Annotated in this window: 17 protein-coding genes; 1 reads left to right on the top strand and 16 read right to left on the bottom strand. The window is 43.5% G+C overall.

The features are described 5' to 3' along the window. From MH117_RS05905 to MH117_RS05865, 9 genes are all read right to left on the bottom strand, one after another. Positions 1-625: alpha-helical endospore appendage domain-containing protein (locus tag MH117_RS05905; protein ID WP_481857231.1), on the bottom strand; the 625-nt coding region annotated here is incomplete at its 3' end. Positions 626-663: 38 nt separating this feature from the next. Continuing rightward, positions 664-1,773 carry a YheC/YheD family endospore coat-associated protein gene (locus tag MH117_RS05900; protein WP_239327699.1) on the bottom strand — a complete coding sequence of 370 codons (1,110 nt, stop codon included), beginning with the start codon at positions 1,771-1,773 and terminating at the stop codon, positions 664-666. Then, on the bottom strand, positions 1,770-3,149 hold the full coding sequence (locus MH117_RS05895) for a YheC/YheD family endospore coat-associated protein (protein WP_239327698.1): 1,380 nt from the start codon (positions 3,147-3,149) through the stop codon (positions 1,770-1,772). The genes MH117_RS05900 and MH117_RS05895 overlap by 4 nt, the downstream gene beginning before the upstream one ends. Positions 3,150-3,711: 562 nt before the next feature. After that, on the bottom strand, positions 3,712-4,635 hold the full coding sequence (locus tag MH117_RS05890; protein ID WP_239327697.1) for an MBL fold metallo-hydrolase: 924 nt from the start codon (positions 4,633-4,635) through the stop codon (positions 3,712-3,714). Continuing rightward, entirely contained in the window at positions 4,598-5,284 is a 687-nt protein-coding gene (locus MH117_RS05885; RefSeq protein WP_239327696.1) for a hypothetical protein, read from the bottom strand. Before MH117_RS05885 ends, MH117_RS05890 begins: the two co-directional genes overlap by 38 nt. A gap of 110 nt (positions 5,285-5,394) precedes the next feature. Further along, complete coding sequence (locus MH117_RS05880; RefSeq protein WP_239327695.1) at positions 5,395-5,757, bottom strand: alpha-helical endospore appendage domain-containing protein; 363 nt, start codon at positions 5,755-5,757, stop codon at positions 5,395-5,397. Positions 5,758-5,797: 40 nt separating this feature from the next. After that, positions 5,798-6,100 (bottom strand): alpha-helical endospore appendage domain-containing protein, encoded by a 303-nt coding sequence (locus MH117_RS05875; protein ID WP_239327694.1) that lies wholly within the window; start codon positions 6,098-6,100, stop codon positions 5,798-5,800. A 264-nt stretch (positions 6,101-6,364) separates the two neighbouring features. Next, positions 6,365-7,471, bottom strand: coding sequence for a YheC/YheD family endospore coat-associated protein (locus MH117_RS05870; protein ID WP_239327693.1), 1,107 nt, complete (start codon positions 7,469-7,471; stop codon positions 6,365-6,367). Between the two features lie 631 nt (positions 7,472-8,102). Next, positions 8,103-8,450, bottom strand: coding sequence for a T9SS type A sorting domain-containing protein (locus tag MH117_RS05865; protein ID WP_239327692.1), 348 nt, complete (start codon positions 8,448-8,450; stop codon positions 8,103-8,105). Positions 8,451-8,775: 325 nt separating this feature from the next. Here MH117_RS05865 and MH117_RS05860 point away from each other — a divergent pair, with 325 nt between their 5' ends. Continuing rightward, positions 8,776-9,612: a pentapeptide repeat-containing protein gene (locus tag MH117_RS05860; protein WP_239327765.1), complete on the top strand. Its 837-nt coding sequence runs from the start codon at positions 8,776-8,778 to the stop codon at positions 9,610-9,612. 356 nt (positions 9,613-9,968) lie between these two features. On the opposite strand, the gene MH117_RS05855 is transcribed toward MH117_RS05860, so the two are convergent. From MH117_RS05855 to MH117_RS05825, 7 genes are all read right to left on the bottom strand, one after another. Then, positions 9,969-10,622 carry a FusB/FusC family EF-G-binding protein gene (locus tag MH117_RS05855; protein ID WP_239327691.1) on the bottom strand — a complete coding sequence of 218 codons (654 nt, stop codon included), beginning with the start codon at positions 10,620-10,622 and terminating at the stop codon, positions 9,969-9,971. 430 nt (positions 10,623-11,052) lie between these two features. Further along, a complete protein-coding gene (locus MH117_RS05850; RefSeq protein WP_239327764.1) occupies positions 11,053-12,063 on the bottom strand; it encodes an ABC transporter substrate-binding protein in 1,011 nt (336 codons plus the stop codon). A 203-nt stretch (positions 12,064-12,266) separates the two neighbouring features. Beyond that, positions 12,267-12,617, bottom strand: coding sequence for a VOC family protein (locus MH117_RS05845; RefSeq protein WP_239327690.1), 351 nt, complete (start codon positions 12,615-12,617; stop codon positions 12,267-12,269). Positions 12,618-12,842: 225 nt separating this feature from the next. Next, entirely contained in the window at positions 12,843-15,125 is a 2,283-nt protein-coding gene (locus MH117_RS05840) for a PA14 domain-containing protein (RefSeq protein WP_239327689.1), read from the bottom strand. 133 nt (positions 15,126-15,258) lie between these two features. Beyond that, positions 15,259-15,738: a DinB family protein gene (locus MH117_RS05835; RefSeq protein ID WP_239327688.1), complete on the bottom strand. Its 480-nt coding sequence runs from the start codon at positions 15,736-15,738 to the stop codon at positions 15,259-15,261. A 241-nt stretch (positions 15,739-15,979) separates the two neighbouring features. Beyond that, positions 15,980-16,975: a LacI family DNA-binding transcriptional regulator gene (locus tag MH117_RS05830; protein WP_239327687.1), complete on the bottom strand. Its 996-nt coding sequence runs from the start codon at positions 16,973-16,975 to the stop codon at positions 15,980-15,982. Between the two features lie 160 nt (positions 16,976-17,135). Further along, entirely contained in the window at positions 17,136-20,498 is a 3,363-nt protein-coding gene (locus MH117_RS05825; protein WP_239327686.1) for a GH36-type glycosyl hydrolase domain-containing protein, read from the bottom strand. Between the last annotated feature and the right edge of the window lie 74 nt (positions 20,499-20,572).

Genomic DNA, 20,572 nt, shown 5'->3' with positions numbered 1-20,572 from the left:
CTGTGGCACCTGTCGCTCCTGTTGCTCCCGCTCCGCCTGTGGCACCTGTCGCTCCTGTTGCTCCCGCTCCGCCTGTGGCACCTGTCGCTCCTGTTGCTCCCGCTCCGCCTGTGGTACCTGTCGCTCCTGTTGCTCCCGCTCCGCCTGTGGCACCTGTCGCTCCCGTTGCTCCCGCTCCGCCTGTGGCACCTGTCGCTCCTGTTGCTCCCGCTCCGCCTGTGGCACCTGTCGTTCCCGTTGCTCCCGTTCCGCCTGTGGCACCTGTCGTTCCCGTTGCTCCCGCTCCACCTGTGGCACCTGTCGCTCCTGTAACACCTGTTCCTGTAGCGCCAGGAAGTACCGATAATATAGAGTCTAATTTGTTATTTAACAAAATTTCTGTCTTGATCGCTTCTTGCAGTGTTGATTTTACACTTTGGTTAATCAGTAATAAGTCACTAATTGTAGCTGGCACTGTCAGACCTGGCAGCGAGCCTACAACGTACTGTATTTTTTCTGCTTCTGCATTAATAATATGACCTAATCCAAGTTCCTCGATGGCAATAGATGACAGTAACAAGTTAAATGAATCATCACGTGTTAACGTAATGCTTGGTGTAACATTCGGAATATTAGCTTGTGACATGGTTGTTCTCTCCCCTACGCAACTCACGAGCAAGCCGCTTATGAGTTATCCTTTTTCAAACGTGCTAAGTAAGAGGAATACTGAAAAATTCGGGTTAGCGATAACTTACGAATTTTCTTTTCATCAAACTTCATCGGCCTTGCGTTCGCCTCAAACAACCATAAATCCCCTTTTGTATCTACCCCAACGTCGAGTGACATCTCTCCAAGTTTGTACTTCTCATTCACTTCAATAAAAGCTGCCGTCTCTAGAGCTGCAAGTTTAGCATTCTTCATTACATCACTTGCCTTCTTGCTCCCAAATAAAGTTTGAAGCATTGCAGCAGGATTTCCTAACATTCCTCCGCGCGGTATATGAGTAGTGATACTTTTAGTGCCTGCAATCCTGGCGCCGACCCCCGTTACTTTCCATATCCCATCATTATTTTTTTGGACCAACAACCTGAGATCAAAAGCTCTACCTTTTATGGTCGCCAATTGAATCCCTTGTTGAATAATATAAGCCTTGTTCTTGGCGTGTGCTCGAATGGTGTGCCATGCTTCTTGTTTAGTTGAATGACGAACAGCTGAGGATTGCCGACTATTTTGAATTTTTATTAAATACGGCTGCGGATTGGTCGGGTCATAGGCAGCTGTCATAATTCCTTTGCCAGAGTTTCCTGTTTCAGGCTTTAAGTATAAGAGATCAAATTCGGTTACCATTTGACGAAAAGAGGATGGTGTAAGCGGTTCTGTTGCAGGGAGATGAATACGTGACAATGTTCCTTTTTTTAGACCTTCAAACAAGCGGCGCTTGTTAAAAAAAAAGGGATTGTAGAGTTTGATCTTCTCGCTTGTCAAACATGCGCGGAGCTTTTTTTTGACATATGCCTTTCTTTCTACTCTACGTGAAGGCAGGCGGTTGTAAATAACGGTAGGAAGTGGAGATTTCTTCCTTTCCCATTTCTGAGTTCCTTTTACATAATGGTACCCCCATATTTGGGATTGACGTAATCGAAGATCTTCAACAGTTACAATATAGGTGAGTATCCCCTTTGAAGTGCCTGTTTTAATAATATCTTTAAAATTACGGTGATCGCCTTTGAAACTGCGCCGCTTGTCTGCAGCAGTTAACACAGCTACGACCAGTGGTGCTCTACGCTTTTTCAATTTGTTGACCTCCCACGGGCTTTTCCCAAATAAACACAATGATTCACGATATATCTAATGGAAGCTTTACCTTTTGCTTTCAGCGCAGGATGTTTAAAAATCGATCGCCCTGGCTTTGAATTCGCTTCGAACATCCAGATCCGCCCAGACTTATCAATGCCAAGATCAAATCCGATCTCGCCAACCAAATGTGCATACTGATGTTCGATTGCCTGTGCGAGATGAATGGCCACACTTTTAGCATCTTGTAACAATTTTGTTGCTGATCTGCCGAAAGTCGGGCTAAGTGCCTGTTCAGGAGTCATAATCTGGCCCCCGCTTCTTTGGTGGGTCGTGATGCTCCCAAGGCCAGCCTTCTTTGCTCCGATACCGGCGATACACCAGCCCTTATCCCCATCTTTGTGGACATGGACACGGAAATCCACTGGGCACTGATGAAGCTCGATCAGTTGAATACCCTGTTGTACAAAATACTGCTTCAGTCTACTGCCCTCTTTTTGGCGGAGAAACTTCATCATCTCTTGAAGCCCATGAAAGCTCTCCTGTTTGTTCGATCCATCTTGACGATAACGCACCAGATACTTCTTGTCAGGCTGCGAAGCAATCTTATAAATACCAATGCCAAGACTTCCCGCCGTCGGCTTAAGGTATACAAATTGATGGCGAGAAAGCATATTATGGAGCTGTTTAATCGTAGGATTGACATAATATTCTGGTATATGTTTGTACATCGCTTTATTCTTGGATACGAGTTGATAAACATCTGTTTTATTAAAGTAACTCCAATTGAACACAGGAATTTTTTTGTTCTGAAATAATTGTCGCACCTGTTTAATGCCAACGGACTGTTCCATCTTCCGATTCAGCAGCCGGTTGTAAACCACATCCGGCAGTCGTGATAGATGACGATCCCACCGTCCCCGTTCATCCAGGCTATAGGCGAGCACGCTGCTTTCCCGCAAACGTATATCGTCAGGGCCAAAAATGATGAATTTACCTTTGTGCAATCCCTCACTCACCAATTGCCTAATAAAAGGCGTACGTGAACCAAATGGATATTGTGTAGAGGGCAACACGACATCCGTCAGTATACCGATTAGTGGTTTCGAGTGCATATTGGGCTGATTTGGAACAGTATCTGCTTTGCTGTGTCGAACTGAAGGACCTTCCGTTTCGTGCTCACGTATTCTTCTAATGATCATTTGTTTAACCCGTCTTCGTTTCTGTTCAGCTGCAGCAGGTTTACTCTCTCTTTCTGGTTGTTGATAACGGACAGATTGCTCTTTGCGTTTAAACTGTTCCAATATGTGATTGGATAGTTGATTGACAGTAGCAGTAAAATGCTTAAATTTAGAGGGGGACGATGTGAAGTGCATAGATGTACCTCCTGCCATTCATTACATTTGCCTAGATCGTTGGAGGCTACATTATACGGAGAGGGGATCGCATTGGTGACTGATGTGATTTTTGTAATTTAACTATACTAAAATCACTTTAAGAGCTGACTCATGAATGTATGTCCAATTGACGCTCATAATATGTTATTTAGTTCTTAATCACAGCTACTTTAATGTGAAAAGTGATAGTTTACACCATTTACATTCACTTTTAATATTTGTCCAAACCTTTTTCTACCTTTGCTAAGGATAACTCCATTATCTTTCTTATAAACTACTTACTTTAGGTCCTGTTCCTAATGTATATAGTTCAAGTGCAAGATGAACCTAAACGAAGCTTATGAGAACCTAGTCTATTAACAGTCGGGACATTTGTAACAAGCAGTCCTACAAAATAGATTAACGTCTTCACGTTTGTACCTGTATGACGGAACGCATACTACAGGTACATATGTGAAGACGTTATCTCCTGATAATCTTTTTAGTTATTTTCATGATTAACATGATCTATTATCATCCTTAAGGAGGGAAGGAATAGCGACTAGACAAGCACGACAGAGGCACGATCATAGTAATACAATATCCCATCGTTAACCGAGGCTCTTAATTGGGAGCCGTCATGTAATGCAGTCAGGTAAGATCGAACAATGGTATTCGTAAGTGTATAATGACCCGGTTTATTCTTCAGTTGATATTCCTTCATCACTCTTTGCACGATGGATTCCAGTGTCAGCGGATGCTCACTAATAATTCCAAAAATAAAATTAGAGGTTTCATCGATCAGATGTTGGTGTTGTTGGATCAACAACTTAACATCATTATACTTTCCGCCATGAGACAGCACATAGAATGCATGTTTATGAGCAGCAAGTTTATCTAAGGAATCTTTAGCCCCTTTAATATCTGTGTAATACAATAACTTTTGTTTGATTAAGGTCTTATTTCCAAAGATAGCATCTGCACTATAAAATACTTGATCAGGTGTCACGACTCCTACCATTCCTGGAAAATGCCCTGGAAGAGTCACGATTGAAAAAGTTATCTCATCAATAACGATATCATGATCTCGAAATGGTATGATGTCAGTCACCGCGTTCTTCACCATTTCTTCTTCGATTTCATTGACTACACAGGGAACATGCCCAGATAACCAGTTCTCCAGAGCTCTGTGTTCCATAAATTGAGCTGTCCACGAAGTTGCATATACCCTCAAATTCGCATAGTTCTTCTTAAAATACGGGAGTCCGCCCAACTGTGCGAGATGTCCGTGGGTCACAATAATAGATGAAATGTAGTATCCTTTTTTCTTGACAAAATGTTCAATCCGCTTCGCGGCGTTTTCGTTTGCACCACTGTCAATCAGCAATGCTGCACGACTATTCTCATTAAAATAAACGCCTACTGCCAAATTAGCATCATACATGTAGCTATTGCCGTTTATCAGTTCTAACTTTGTATCTTTCATGGATGGATTCCCCTTTAGTGAAGGTTCCGGCTTCATATTCTATATTTTGTTCATAAATCATACTCCCCACTTTTGCCTTAATAAAGCTCGTCACAGGAGGTATTTGTAATGAACTGGATTTCGTATTTTTGTTTGGTTGCTTTCTAATAAAGGTTGTGACCTGCTTAGGCGCATACAAGAAGGATATATCCTCATGATGCACGATGGAGTCGGAGTCCGTCTCCATCATTTCGGATACGACCTCTATCACATTTGTATCCTGGTGAACTGCAGCCACTTCACTTTCAGTACCGTTTTCCTGTATGACTGGGGTAATTTGAAGCACTTCAGATGAATTGTAGTCATAAGACTGGCTTCCTGTATGATATTTTACAATAATATCCAACTTTACATTCATGAGATCCATATGTACAAGGTTGTCAAACGGGTGCTCGTTCATACTATCTCGGATGAGCTGTGTTGAATTCATAATTTCGGATATAATCTGTTTTTTCTGGACATTCGGTTCTTCTGATGCATGATCCGGCTGTATCCTGCTGCCCCTACGCTCTTGAAATCGATGCAGCTCCGTTATGATATGTAACAGCGAACGAATATGAAATTCAAAAGTCGTAGTTTCTTGTTTATTCGAATGCTGACGTCTCGACATCATACCTCTAACTAAATATAAGATTGCACTTTCCATACTAGAGAAAGGAATTTCGCTGATTCGTGTATTAGAGTGTAACATCCTTAACGCCTCTACTTTTTATTGATTTTTTAATAATCAAATGCGTCATCATGATAAGAAACTTCATGTTTTTTCCTTTCTTCTGGCTTACTTGTAGAGCGATAGTCATGCACAAAAGATAACGTGTCGATCTTCTTAAGAAGCAGCCACTCTGCCATGAGCATCGTATCCAATAGCTGAATGACCGTATGATTAAACTGGATAATCTCCGATGTAGAGGGGCCTGTTGGAAAATCGAGGTTTTTACCAACAAACGCTAGAGCCTTGTCTGCTTCTGTATTCATTAACTTGGACAACGCTTCTTCTTCTAAAGCAATTGCCTTAATTAAATGGGCTACCGCTTGATCTTTCGAATTGGTTTCCTCGTAAAAAGACTCGTCATTTATTTTCACAGTACTCCTCCTTCCTTCTGATCGTATCGCGAATTATGAATTATTCTTCGAAAAACTCTTCTCGTTCTTCCAATGAGATAATATCCTCCAACTTAAACTGCAGCAGCATTTGATTTTTAATGACGTTTCGCAGCATTCGCTCAACACTGTGGTTTATTCTTAACGCATCGTCAAGTGTGACACAGTGGTCTTTTAAGATCGTCTGTATTTTTTCACCTTCGGCATTAATAATATGGGACATTCCGATCTCTTCCAGTGCAATTGAGGTAAGCAGTAAGTTGATGACTTCGTTCCGTTTTAAGACGATTTCAGGTTTAATATCTGGAATATTTGGCATTGACATGGACTCTCATCTCCCTTTAATCCTTTTAGATGATACAAACACACTCCACCCTAATCCATCACGCTTGTTTACACTCGACATATTCTTATGAGATTATCCATTTAATTATGAATACAATTGAACGGGGATAGACGTATACGCAATGGCTTTCAGTGCAGCTCAAACAGCGCGCACCTAGGATGGATGGCACACGCTGACCTGAGATTCTATGTCAAATCCTTAGTCTTCATCTAGCTGTGCTGAACATCGAGGAGGAATACGCGTCTATCGTTTAGACTTATTCATATATATCCACTTAGCATATCGGATAGGTTGGATAACTGCTTTATGATACGCAGCCTTGTCGCCAATTCCTTTAAACACTTCTCGTGAAGGTTTGGGATTCACTTCCAACAACCAATAGCGGCCCTGCTTATCTATTGCCCAATCCAGCGCCAGCTCGCATAATGACCCACATTTTTTTTCAAGAAATTTAACAATACGGATACCTTCCTTCTCGACATTGTGCTGAATAGAATCAATGCGACGCTGATCTCCGATCCAACGTTGCAGCAAAGCCCTCATGGGAACAGCATGACCACCACCATGTAGATTAGAAGTAACACTATTATGCGCCCCCACTCGGCCCACACTACCCGTTATAGACCATTTCCCATATTCATCTTTCTGGACTAGCATCCGATAGTCATGAACTTTACCATTTGACAGCTTGAGTGCGATGCCCCGTTGCACGATATAACGATCCTGCTGCGCCCAAGCTTTCATATATGTTCTTAACCGATTTAGCTTTACGTATTGCGGTCGGATCACACGGCGGTTGCGGTTGCGTCCTTCTACATATAGATAGTTAGGATGATTCTTTTTGCGCTCAAGACGTAAAATCCCCCTACCTCCTGTACCATTGATTGGCTTTACGTATACCATACCCACTTTGTTAAGCATGTTGTATATATCTTGGGGTTCGCTGTAAAGTACAGTATCCGGCAGCACCTTTCTGAACTCAGGACTGTGGGATAACATCTTGTAGATCTTCCATTTATTACGCAGCGGCTGGTTAAGAAAAGTTAAATGCCCAAATTTGGCACGGAAATGTTTCATGGATGAAAACTGTGCGGAGCGTTGATTGCGGCACCTATCAAATATGAGATCCGGCAATAATGACCACTTTCGTGTCCACACACCAGTGTTAGAATGATACACCATAGCGTGTACCTTCTTTCTGGTATGATCTACATCTTGAGGCGTAAATACACACACGTCCATATCCAATTGATGTCCGGCCACAATCATTTTTTCATACACATGACGTTCCTCAATTTCCTTCCTTTTATTCTTGTACAGCGTCAGGATGCCTAACAAAGGTTTTGACATGTAATCAACTCTTTTCATGTGTCAACTGAATGTTTGCTCTTACTGCATGAAAGCAATACTTCATATATGAAGCTTCTTGTTAAAAGTACATCCTGCTTACCATGGGAAAAATGGTGACTGCTTGTTGGAGTTTGAGCAACAAACAATCACCTATTGATGTATGTTTATTATTTATTGTTCCAGACCTCCTTCCAATAGGGAGAAAAGGTCTGTACAGAGCGTATAAATCAGAATATGTAAGATTGGCTTAATGGTGCCACATAACATAACGGAATATCTAGGTTGAATATCTCGATCGATAAAAAGTAGCCCTATTAGATTCTTGTTAAGAAGATTATATTAACCTTTCTAACGCTGTGTTCCCCGTGTTTATACATATTCCATATCACAATCCAAAGTTAATTTTGCGACCTCTCGATAGATCTCATTACCATGTCTTATTACACTCGCTAGACTTTCCTCCTCTTGACAACTGTAATCCGTACGCACTGTTATTATCACAAAAAATCCCCTCCGGTCTGCAACGTTAAGTCCATCTAACCAGATGTCTTTAGTACGTTGTCCGCCATGAGGGGAAATGACCAATCTCCGTAGTAGATTGGAAATTTATTTCATTATATTTAAAAGCACGTTATTTAAAATAAATTTGAAGATTTGAGACGATTAATCGAGGTCCTAATAACGAGACGGTATAAGTACCGCTTGGTAAGTTAGCGGTATTTGCGTAGAAGCTTCCCCCACCGTATCCATTCAGAAAAGTCGTAGAATAGACCAACTGACCATTCTGATTGTACACGTTGACATCCATTTCTGCTGGAACTCCCTGGTTAGGAATACCTGCCGAATAAGAGCCTGTCACAACCAGTTCACCCTGTCCTGTAATCTGTGTAGAAAATGGAGCGGCTGATGCAATGGATAAAGGAATTGCGGTAAATAATGCTACACAAAGAAGAAAGAAGACTAGTGTTCTTTTTCTCACTTCACATCGTTCCTTTCGTTGGTAGGATGGATTGCAACTATAATATAATACACAAATTTGTCACAGTAAATATATGGTTTATAAAATATTCGATATATTTTTTAATACGATGTGATACTATTTGTTATCGATCAATTTATGCCTACTTCACATCTCTTTCGTTACTATATATCCCTTTTACTCGTTTCCTACTGGACTTATTAGCTGCATAACGATTGACGGGACAACTATTCAGTACTAGGATATAATGACTATAAAATATTTTGAGATGGAGGGAGAATACAACGTGTCGGATCATCAAGATGTGACGGGAACGCTCCCAGATATGAATCGGCAACATCTCCGCGCTAAGTGTGAAGAATGCTTTGGCTTATGTTGTGTGGCGCTGCCCTTTGCAGCTTCGGTAGATTTCGCGGTAGACAAGCAGGCAGGAACACCCTGTTCCAACTTGCAATTAAATTTCCTGTGCGGTGTGCATAATAGCCTTCGGCAGCGAGGCTTTCGAGGTTGTACCGTCTATGATTGCTTTGGCGCGGGACAAAAGCTCTCCCAAGAAACCTATGCTGGTCGTGATTGGCGGCAAGTTCCAGAATCTGCGCAGCAAATGTTTGACGTGTTCCCCATCATGTGGCAGCTTCATGAATTGCTCTGGTACTTAACCGAAGCGCTTACGCTACAATCCGCGCACTCTATTCACAGTGCGCTTCGTACAGCACTTCATGAGACGGAAGGCTTCACGAATCTAGAGCCTGAATCACTTGCCAAGCTGGATATGGCAGCTCATCGGGCCCGTGTAAATGTGCTGCTTCTACAAGTCAGCGAACTTGTGCGGGCGGATGCAGTTCGTATAGACAAAAGCACCAAAGGACGCCACAAGCGCAAATCGTACGGCCGCGGTGCAGATCTTATCGGAGCGAAGCTGAAAGAAGCTGATCTCAAAGGAGAGAATTTGAGAGGTGCCTATTTAATTGCAGCTGACTTGAGAGGAGCTGACTTGAGCTGGGCGGATCTTATCGGGGCCGACTTTCGAGATACAGATCTTCGCGGAACAGATCTCACCACCAGTATTTTTCTGACTCAAGCCCAACTTAATGCGGCAAAGGGTGATGCCTCTACTAAGTTGCCGTCGCACATTACTCGCCCAACACATTGGACTGCCTAGCACAGCAATTGGATACGTTGCAAATATCCGACTTGTTTGTAACCCAACGTAAGAAATTGTATAAACAACAGGCTTGAATTCTTCTTGTTAGAATTGATGTACAGCTAATCATCAAATAACTCTAATTGGGTATCATCCGATTATCCTATATCGGTACTAGCATGGTTATGATCCTCTCTTTGGATAGCCATAACCATGCCTTACCAATAAAGGCAGTCATCTGATCCGTATACTAACGACGTCTAATTCCTCGTCTTTTTTGATACGGATACCTTCCAATCCATTTATCAACCCCACTGACTACATTCGCAAAAAAAGGCTGCCGAATTACTTCGACAACCTCTCGAATTATAATTTTATTTATCCACTACCTGATGGATAAATTTCTCCAATGCACTGACATCTGTTATATTGCTGTTACATGTGCGGCTATCCACACACAAATAGTTACCGATTGCTTTATAGTAATCTGACGTTGCGTTAGCTGGCTTAGATCTCGTCACTGCCGAGAATAAAGCTACTTCCTCCTGCCGCCTGCACAGAAAACAAGTACTCTTTTTGTTCAGTCGGGTAAATCTGCCCTCGACACCAACCAACTTGCCATCCAGATGGTATGCCAAAAACATCTTATTAGTAGCGATATCCATCCAGCCAATATAGGTAATCCGCCTGAAATCAATAGCTTGCATTGCAGGAGCTTTCAGCTTCTTGTTCTTAGGAAATAATTTCTGAAGCTGCTTCTCCGTCACCTGCTCAAATGCTAACAGACTAGGCTCCAACGATCGCAAATAGTGCTGGAATTGCTCCACAGTACTTTGTTCTGCAAAACTCCCCACCAGATCACGCTCTTCTGCCGAGTCTGGGAACAACGCTGTCACTTTGTCATGTGTACTGTATCTTACCGACTCAACTACCTTAGTATCAGATACTGTATTACAGGCACGCCGCAGCAATTCAACCTGCTTCTTAATATGATTATATTGATGGTTTCTAATAAATGGATTGACCATGCTTTTCAGCCCCTTATTTATAATAAAAAGAAAACAAGGTGCAAAGCCCATTATTAGAAACGATATCAGCTCTCTTGGGCGACAATAATCCCACTACCTAATTGTCCGACCCCACGCAAAGTATCGCCCCTATGTTAGGCTTTGCATGAGTCGTTGCTCATTCTGGCAAAATGTATTACCACCTCTTACCACCTCCCAGATATAGAATATTATAAAAGAGAAACCATCATTTTCGCAACTTATGTCAGAATACCTTCACGTCATTACATGTAGATCTTATCAAAGTTATCATCAGTTCTATGCAGGTGATAACGTTTTTGTATGCTGTTATCCTCAATACAAGACATAACAGAATAAGCAAGCCGTCCAACCAATGGCTGGAACAGCTTGCTTCTACGTTCTGCTGAATCACTTCTGCAATAATTATTAATTATTTTCCCAGCATTTTAGGAAGCTCTTCCAGCATCCACTGCCGCGTATTTGCATCCGAATCGGATCTTTGGATATACATGCGGTATACTTTTCCCTGTTTCACTGCAGGGAGCGTCTTCCATACAGGACTTTTCAACAGCGCTTCTGTCGATTGTTTAGCTTCTTCGTTCACAGGATCTAGAATAAAGATCCGATCGCCTGCAAATTCATTTATCTTCTCAGCCGAGATCTCTCTGAATCCTTCATTGGCATCCAGAATACCCTGGATTGGGGCGGTTGGTTTAAACCCACCTTCCGCATAAAGGAACTGTGGCAGTCCAGCTCTTGCCATCACAAACAAACGATCCCCCGGATAATAAGTAAACACAGATGCCGTCTCACCGGGCTTCAGCACGGTTGCATATAGCTGCTTCCACATCTCTTCAGCCTTCTTGTTATAGGCTTGGAGCCATGCCTCTACCTCCGTCTTTTTATCAAAAATAGTACCCAGTTCTTTCATTCGATAGTCAAGCGATCCGAACGTATCAAACATAATCGTAGGTGCAATTTTGGAAAGCTGTTCATAAATTTTCTCATCAGTATCCCCAACAATAATTAGATCAGGATTTAAAGAGGTAACTTTCTCTAAATTGATCGGGAAACCAACGTTTTCAATGCTCGCTGCTTTCTCCTGATAAACTCGACCTTTCAGCTCATCTCCATATATGCCGATCATTGGTATGTTCAGTTCGATCAAATCGCCTGTTGTTTCTCCTGCAAACACCACTGCTTTCGGCGCTGCCGGAATGTCTACTTGATGACCCTTGTAATCTTTATAGGTACGGGTAGATGCCTGCTCTGTTGAAGCAGTTTCTTCATTGGCACTGCTCTTGGCAGTTGTATCCGTTGTACTGCTGTTACTGGACTGCGCTGGATCAGCCGCCTTACCGCCTCCTGTGCACCATATTAATAATAGTCCCATCACAGTAGTCAGCGCGATTACTGCAATTGTTTTGTTTACGACCTTCATCACGATAATTCCCTCCTGCATCGATATAAAGCTGTGTTAATGATAATCGTTATCATTTACATAGCTAACCTTATCTAAATTGGAGACGAATCACAATGGACAAAATCAAGAACCGCATTTGGTTTTGTACAATTCTAATATCATAATCCTATTTATCGCAACCTTTTCTACCAACTTCTCTCTATTGGCAGCAAGTCTGTTCATTACAAATGGGCAACGATGTTTATCAACTTGTCATACGGATCGCGGACATAAAAACGGCGTACGCCCCATGACTCATTCGCAGGACCATATTCAATCGAAAATCCCGCAGCTGTCATACGTTCAAACGCTGTATCCACATCATCAACTTCAATAGAGAGATCAGGTACGGGTGTGCCTGCTCCTCCCTCGGAGGCAAAGCTAACTTGAACGCACATCTTCTCACGTGAGCCATAAGTAGTGATCCAGCCATGATCCATCAAGAGCTCGAGTCCAAGTACGTCCTGATAAAAACGTTTGGCTGCTTCGATCTTATCCGTATGGATATTAGCGATGATTCGTGTAACTTTCATGTACAACCTCCATTCAATGCCTGTCTAATAGGATCATACTTGAACACAATTAAGCTTGTTCAGCAAAAGAATGATTATCAAAATACAGACTCTTATAAATAAAGCATACGCTTAGAAGCAGCGCTAGCAAGCGCTTCTAAGCGTATGCTGCTTCGTTATTTATACACAAGCTGTAAGCAGATTGATGCTGAATTCGTAAATCCGCTGCTTCTCTCCGTTATCGATTCAATCGTATAAATGAATCTCAGCAAGCTGCAGTATTCCGTTGCTATTGTTGCTCAAATTGACTTTGTAATAACGATAAGCGCTCGTATTGCTTATCGTGTACGACTTCGTCTGATAACGGCTCGCGAAGCTCTCGTTTGCCCTTGTATCCAGCGCCGTCCAGTTCGTTCCATCGTTCGAGCCAGACAGCGTCCAGTTCAATGGATCTCGTTCAGGGGCATCATTCGCTGAAGTAATTGAATATGATTTCACTGCATAGGCAGCGTTATCTGAAAATTGATATTGAATGTAAGGATTGCTGTCAAATACCAGCCACTTGGATGCCTCGTTATGGTCGAACGCATTTTCTTTTCCTTCACTGGTTGGGCTATTCGAGTTGCTTGCCGTCACTGTTCCACCTACGGTAAGGCCTTGAGGCTGCTGATTTGTTTTAAAAAATGGACTGTTATGGAGTGTAACTGCACTAACGGGGTCCCAGACTGGAAGTTCGTTATCCTTAAAGATATAACCTCCTGCATCCTTCAACACAAAGAATCGGTGCAGCCAATCAAAACCACGCCACATGATTGAATTTGGACCTCCCTCATGCGGGAGTCCGAGAGCATGTCCAAGTTCGTGCAAAGCTGCACCGTAGCCGATCGAGATTGCTTTCTGCACCGTAGCAGCCGGCTCACCCACATAATCAGGATCAACCGCGCTCAGATCAGCAAATTTGCTCTGAATCTGGGTCTCATCGTTTGGGAATAACCATACTGTAGAGCCTCCAAACACACCATAATCACCGCCACCAAGCGCGATATGGGCGTACATATACTCAGCTGCGGCATCGTACTTTGTAAAACCAACAAAAGCAAGATTCTTCGTGCCTGCTTGAGGGTGCTGCTGCGGGATTAAATCAGCTACTTCTCCATAGAGATTATCTTTGTTGTAAGTCGTGTTGTAGTAGTAAGAGGCAGGGTGATTACTTTTTAGCACGTGCACCTCGACCTTTCCTGTCGTCTGATTCTGCTCCAGATTAAAAGTCTCACGGCCATATCCATTATTGTTCATCGACTCTGCGGTAAACGATTGGACAACTTTCATGTAGGTGCTGAGCTTTGCTGTGTAATTCTGAGGATCATTTGCTAATTGCGTCTGGTAATTTGTATTACCATCACTTGGGACATACCAGAAAATGCGAGTAATTGCCTTGTTGGTCTGGGGCACGTAGTTTAATTTTAATGCTGTTTGCTTGGTACCGTTCTGAATAATCAGGTTGTTCTCTCCTGCAACCAGATCGGCAAACACTTTAAACTGCCCTTGCTCCGCTAGGCCTTGCATCACTTTTGTGCTGCGATTGGAGGAAGTGTTGATTAACGTAATTGATGTTGCGCTTGTATCGCTGATGATTCCCCGAATGAGCGGCAGCGAGTAATGGATCGTTGCGTTGTTCGTAAAATTGGTTGCTTCAATATCAGGAGCTGCCAATGGGTACAGCTGCGTCTGCGGGACGATACCTTTTGCAGTAGACGTGCTGCTCCAATATAACTTTGCTGTCGCATCAGCCGAATCATCGTAGTACTCTACTTTGATGGCATACTTTTGGCCTGCTTGGAGAGCAATTGTTCCTGAATGCTCTGTCGTACCATGACTGTCCCATTGATCAATGAGCAGTTGATTGTTCACCCATAGGCGAATCCCGTCATCGGATAGGGTTGTAAACGTGTAAGTTTCATCGTACTGTGCTTGGACTTCCCCTAACCAACGAATGGAGAACGTATCTGGATCCACACTTGGAGTTGGCGAGTTAGAACCCCATTCAAAGTTAATCACAGAGTCTGAACGCTTTAACTTTAAGTTAGTCAAATCCTGATTATCGAAGTAATAACCTGTTAAGCCTGTGCCATTCCCGGTTGTTGGTACATTAGTGCCACCATTAAATACAGTAACCACAACTAGTTGGCTGGAAGTGCTCCCATAACTGTTAATCAGCTTAGCCATGTAGGTATACGTGCCGATAGCTTTGCCAGTAAAATCTTTTACTGATGATTGCGGGTTCGGTGAATGATCTGTCAAGGCAGCGGTATCGATCAAATTTCCATTTTCGTAAAGTTCCAGCGACGTCCCGTTCTCTCCCCAATACATATTCATAGAGATTTTGTAGGTGCCATCCCCATCCCAGTTATCATGCGCTACAACAGGTGTACCCGGCACGCCTGTGGCCGCTGCAATCACTGACAAGGGGAGAATGGTAAATAACAGTGCCATGACCACACTTAAGACTGCCCACTTTGCAGACTTCATTCGATGCCCTCACTCCTTCTATATTCTGTTCTAATGCAGTTAACGCAACATAATTCCCGCCGCCCTAGCAAGCAAGAAAGAGATATGGCTAGCTCATACCATCGAAATTGCTGCAAGGATCTGATTTAAACAATCAATCCCAGATCTTAGGGCGATTAATTCCCATGGTTCTCATATAGTCTAACAACTGCCCTGTATGAACAGCCTCGTGGTAAGGAATACGTAATAACATATCCCCAAGCGTTCTAATAAAGCCCCCTGCTGCAAAGAGATCTATCTCGATATTTGCATAGTCGTCTAGATGAATGGTTTTGATGTATTTCAAGAATTCTTCACGATAGGGCTGTGCAAATTCAAGTTCATCTTCTACTGAAATAAATTCTTTTGCCTCAAAGGGATTAAACAAATTAGCAAGTCCCTTTTCACCTCTTCCTATAAGAACATGGTGATAAAGAAAGTCAGCTTGCAATAGATGTCGAATCATTTCAGCGCAAGTAAGAGCTTCTTCATCAGGTTTCCAACTTAGCTTGTCTGCGGGTATTGCTCTCCATACTATTATACTTCTACGCCTTACCTCTTCAAAATTAAATAGGATTAAATCAGCTGCATTCATCTAAACTACACCCCTTTGCTTCTATTTTCAGGAATATTTTACCCTCATTATTATTAGTCGGCAAGGATATTGTTATGGCTATTGAAGAGCAGCAACAATCATTACGATTATTTTGAAAATGGGCATAAAAAAAGACACAAGCATGCGCTCATCATTTTCGTATTTACCGACAACTGAATGCCAACAAACCGAATCTATGACGCAGGCCTGTGTCTAGCCATCATAAAATATATTTCGTACGCTATGCACCAGATGGGTGCAGCTCAGATCGCTTCCTTTTACGGACGGACTCGCCTTCCACAAGTGTTACATAAATTCGCTCATGCTCCACCTTGTTGCCGGACATGATTTTGATGAGCTGCTCAGCTGCCAAAGCCCCCCATTTATGCTTGGAGTAATCAATTGTGGCGAGCGGTGGCTGCATATAACGTGTAAGCTCGATGTGGTCAAAGCCGATCACATGAATGTGCTCTCCAATTCGGAGTTCGGTCTCTGCGATTCGGCTGCATAAGCCAATTGCCATCTCATCATTTAGGCAAAATACAGCAACGGGCGCTGCATACTCCTGTAAGATTTGTTCCGCAGCACGTTCACCGCCGCTTTTCTTGAAATCGCCTGCAATTTCAATCCATTCCACATCGTCAGCCCGATCTGCTACCAACTTTACAGCCTTCAACCGTTGATTAGAGTCAAACGAGCCGGAAGGGCCCGTAACGACATAGATCTTTTGATGTCCCTGTTCTACCAGATACTCTGTCGCCAATGTAGCTCCTGCCTTATTGTCCAACAGCACTTGATTGATGTTGGGATGTCCCAACTCACGGTCCAGCACCACAATCTTATGATTGCGATCCGCGTATTTAATCAATTCCTCGCTCGAAAACGTTTGATCCAAAATTACAGCCCCATCAATCATCCGCTCAGGAAGCATGCGGTGGGACTGTTTGCCGCTGCATACGATCAGGTCATATCCCTGCGCATTACATACTTCTTTCATGCCGCCGAGCAGCTCACCGTATACATCCCCTTTAAAGTCCGTTAAGAATACGCCTATAATCTTGGACTCTCGCTTCTTAAGCGTTCTTGCGGCCGCATTGGGTACATAGTTTAACTCTTTGGCCACGGCCAATATTTTCGAACTTGTCTCGTCTGTCACTTTACTACTGCCGTTCAAGGCATACGATACGGTTGAAATGGACACCCCCGCTTTTTTAGCGATATCCTTAATACTGACCACTGTTTCCCCGCCCCTCCGTCGGTTTACCAAAACCTTCTTTTAAGTATGGGCATGGTATTGTAAACCCTATATTGATAGTACAAATAAATTGATCTCCTAGCTTTTCTCAGACACTCCGATTTATAGGCAGCTTGAGATTGTCTAGGAGAACGCGTTGCATTTACATATAAATGTCAATCTGGTTTTGCTCTTGAGTCAGCTCAGATTTCAGGTCGTCGTTCATAATACGTACGCCGCCTTGGCGATATGGGTTATCTAGACGATTAGTGTGCACTGGTTTTCCATTAATGACAATACGATTGACTGCTTCGCCTGTAATATGGTAGACAAAGGTCACCTTTGCTCCTGCAAATTGGAAATCTAACTTCATACCGTCTAACCGAGCAGGTAGTATCGGATCCACGATGAGATCCCCAGTTTCCTGCCGAATACCCAGTGCATTGGAAATCAGCTGATTCATGTAGATTCCCGGTCCGCTGGAATAGATTCTCCAACCGCCCTTAACCCCAACTTCTCCGCTGCGCAGTGCTTCCATATGCTCTTGGGCTTCATAGCGCGTGCTGAATTTACCATCTGAGCTGCTGAAATAAGCATTGCTCTGACGAAGTTCCGCGTTTGGCACCACTTCGCCAATACCGACTGGGTTAATAATCGCGAGTCCGTTCCACACTTCGTCTGCATGGCCCAGCTTTGCCATTGCTTCGACATAGCGGATATGTGCATGCACGTATTGAAGTCCCACTTCACGTCCAAAGTTGGACGCTTGCTCTGCACGCTTGAAGTGTGAGCTGACACCACCTGCATACTGAGCGGGACGATCCATCAATCGCACGCCGTCCGGGAAGAACAGTTTTTCCTTAATCAATTGATAGTGGGACTGTGCCTGCTCTTGATCTAGCAGTTCCGCAATAATGCTGCGTGTCATTGGCAGCAATCGGTATTGGATGCCGGTATCCGCATCTGTTGGATGCAGCATCAGCTTCGGCTGCGCAGGATCTTCCATATAGAGGAATCCAGGAATCACGTCTGTTTGCAGCATATAACGCTCGTAGTCTCGTCTAATGCCAGATGCGATGCCAAGCAGTTCTGCGGCAAGTTCCGGCTCGACGGACAGCAGTGCGTTAGAAAGCTGTCGCATCGTCTGATAGGTTAACGCAACCGTCCAACTGCTGACCATGTACTTCTTCAACTGCGCATTTGCTGGCTGCAGCGTATCGTCCCAGTCGCCATCCCCATAAGAAGACAAATAAGTATCATGTAAGAAATGCGTTTGAATATATTGCAGTTCTTTTTTGGCATGCTCGAGAATCGTTGCTTTTTTCTCGCTAAAATGGAAACTATGCTTAACGGTATACGGAACCTCTGCTTGCAAAATGCTATAATCTTGCGTTGCCCTCAAATAATCACTTAGTACTTTCAGCGGCCAAACGATAATATCTCCATGGCTTTCTTCCTGCTGAATTGCGAAATATTGATCAAACATAAACCATTGCGGCCAATTGCCATCATCTTCGTACTGGTGAGAGTAGACCATTTTTAATATATCCCGTACTTGTTCAAACTTTTGTGTTGCCATGAAGTACTCGACAGGCCCTTGACATACATCACGAGTCCCCCAAGCTGCGCCACCATATTGCTCTAGTCCATGCGGTACCGAATAATGGACCAGCATATTATGTGTGTACCACCAAGCAAGTGCGTTCACTTTGAACAGTTGTTCCGTCTTCTCTTCACTCTCGCTAGTAAGGTTAAAGCCGTTCATCACATCACGATAAAATTCACGATAGCTTGTAATCTCCTCTTCCATGCTGCGTGCTGTCTGTGGAAGTTCTTCAGCGGACTGCAATCCCTGAATGGTGAGCGTCCATTCTGAACTCTCAGCAAGCTGCATGACTACAAGTGATGCGTGCCCGCCTTGCAAACCATCAGCGAGTATCGTCTCATCACCTATAGTGACGGCTGGTCCATCTACCCACATCCGATATTGGAGCTGAGGATGCACAGAGGCACTCAATGACTTCTGATCTCCAGTAAATGTAAGTCGACCTTGATCCTCCGTCATCTGTACCGGAAGCTCGTACTCGTTTACATTCATCGTTACTTGATTCGTAACCAGATATCTATAGGCACGACCACTCTCCGAGCGGACATGGAGTCGCACTTCAGGTGTATCCAGCGCTGTATAATTCGTGATGATCAGCATATCTGCTTTCAGCTTGTAATACCAACGCACAAAGTTAAAGCCAATTTCAAATAAAGACGGCATGGTTAGAAGCTGGAACTGTTCTTCAATCTCTACATAAATGCGCTGCCCGGACGTTTTAGGAACGTTAAGCGAGCTGCGGGCATTACTCATCATTTTATTAAAGTTCGTGTTGCCAACTACGACATGCGAATTGAAGATGCCGTACATATATGATGTGGTTGTCATCACGCTTGCCCCAAGCTCGACATTGTTGCCGCTCATCAGGATGTGACCATGAGGACGTTCAACCAGTAACTCCTTTTCTTTCCGCACAATATGCTCGTAAGTGTCCGTGAAGAAGGCAAGCAGTTCACCATCTTTACACTCTTCCTGATGGCGATCTGGATAACGAAGCTTAACTTCTTCTTCCGACATCGACACCGTGTGCAGCGGCGCACCGAATAACGCTTTTAGGTTGACTTGAGGCAGTTCATGTACTGGCGCTGTCGTATCAGCGGATAAATACGCCGACCATGCTTGTTGAATCTCACACGTATATTCAAGCTCGGTTACAGCAGCAGGATGATCTTCTTTAAAGAGACCATAGAACACAAAGCGCGCGTCGCCATTTAATGTAACAAGTTCTGATTGCAGCGCCGTGTAGGCAAATTCATATTGATAAATTTCATTTGCAAGCTTTGCTTCACTCAAGCATGCTGGCACATTCGTTTCTTTGTAGGAAAGCCCAAAGAATTGGAATCCGTCCGTGGAATAACCAGCTGCTCCTGACAGCGATCCTTGCTGTACATACGGAAATTGCCCACCCTGCGGCTGATTCTGACGTGAACAGACTACGTAACCGTTGCTGCTATCCGCAAAGATTGTGTGATCGATATACTGAGACAAGTATGCTTCATTACTACGAACAGCCCCTGTATCTGCAATGCCAATGTCTTGGCCGTAAATGACATCAAGCTTCACACCGTTTCCACGTGTCACTACGTCCCAGAACCAGATACCTTGGTCTGTGAGCGCAAATGTGACCTCGTATTCTACCTCTTCCACTGTGCCTTTCCAGATGATACATCTCTCGTTTGCAGACATGCTGCTTTCCGAATGGATGCCGAGCAGCTGATAGAACTTAATGCCAGTTGATCCGTGAATGCGCAAATAGAGATTGTTCAAAGACCCGTCAATTGGGCTTGTCATCAGTTGGTTAATCATCGTTCGGCCGCTTACCGCTTGGTACAAATCACCACTACTCCAAAAGGTAAAGCGTACGTTGCCAGCCTGAACGTGCAGTTTGGAGTCCGTTAATTTCGCAATGTTTGTTGTCATGTGTATGTCATTCCTCCTAGCTCCTAGCCTGAATGTCTATCTCTGAATATCTATATATGAAAATCTATATATGA

It is taken from the genome of Paenibacillus sp. ACRRX (genome assembly GCF_022346885.1).
In the GTDB taxonomy this organism is placed as follows: Bacteria; Bacillota; Bacilli; order Paenibacillales; family Paenibacillaceae; genus Paenibacillus_B.
This window is presented reverse-complemented; position numbering and strand designations above follow the sequence as displayed.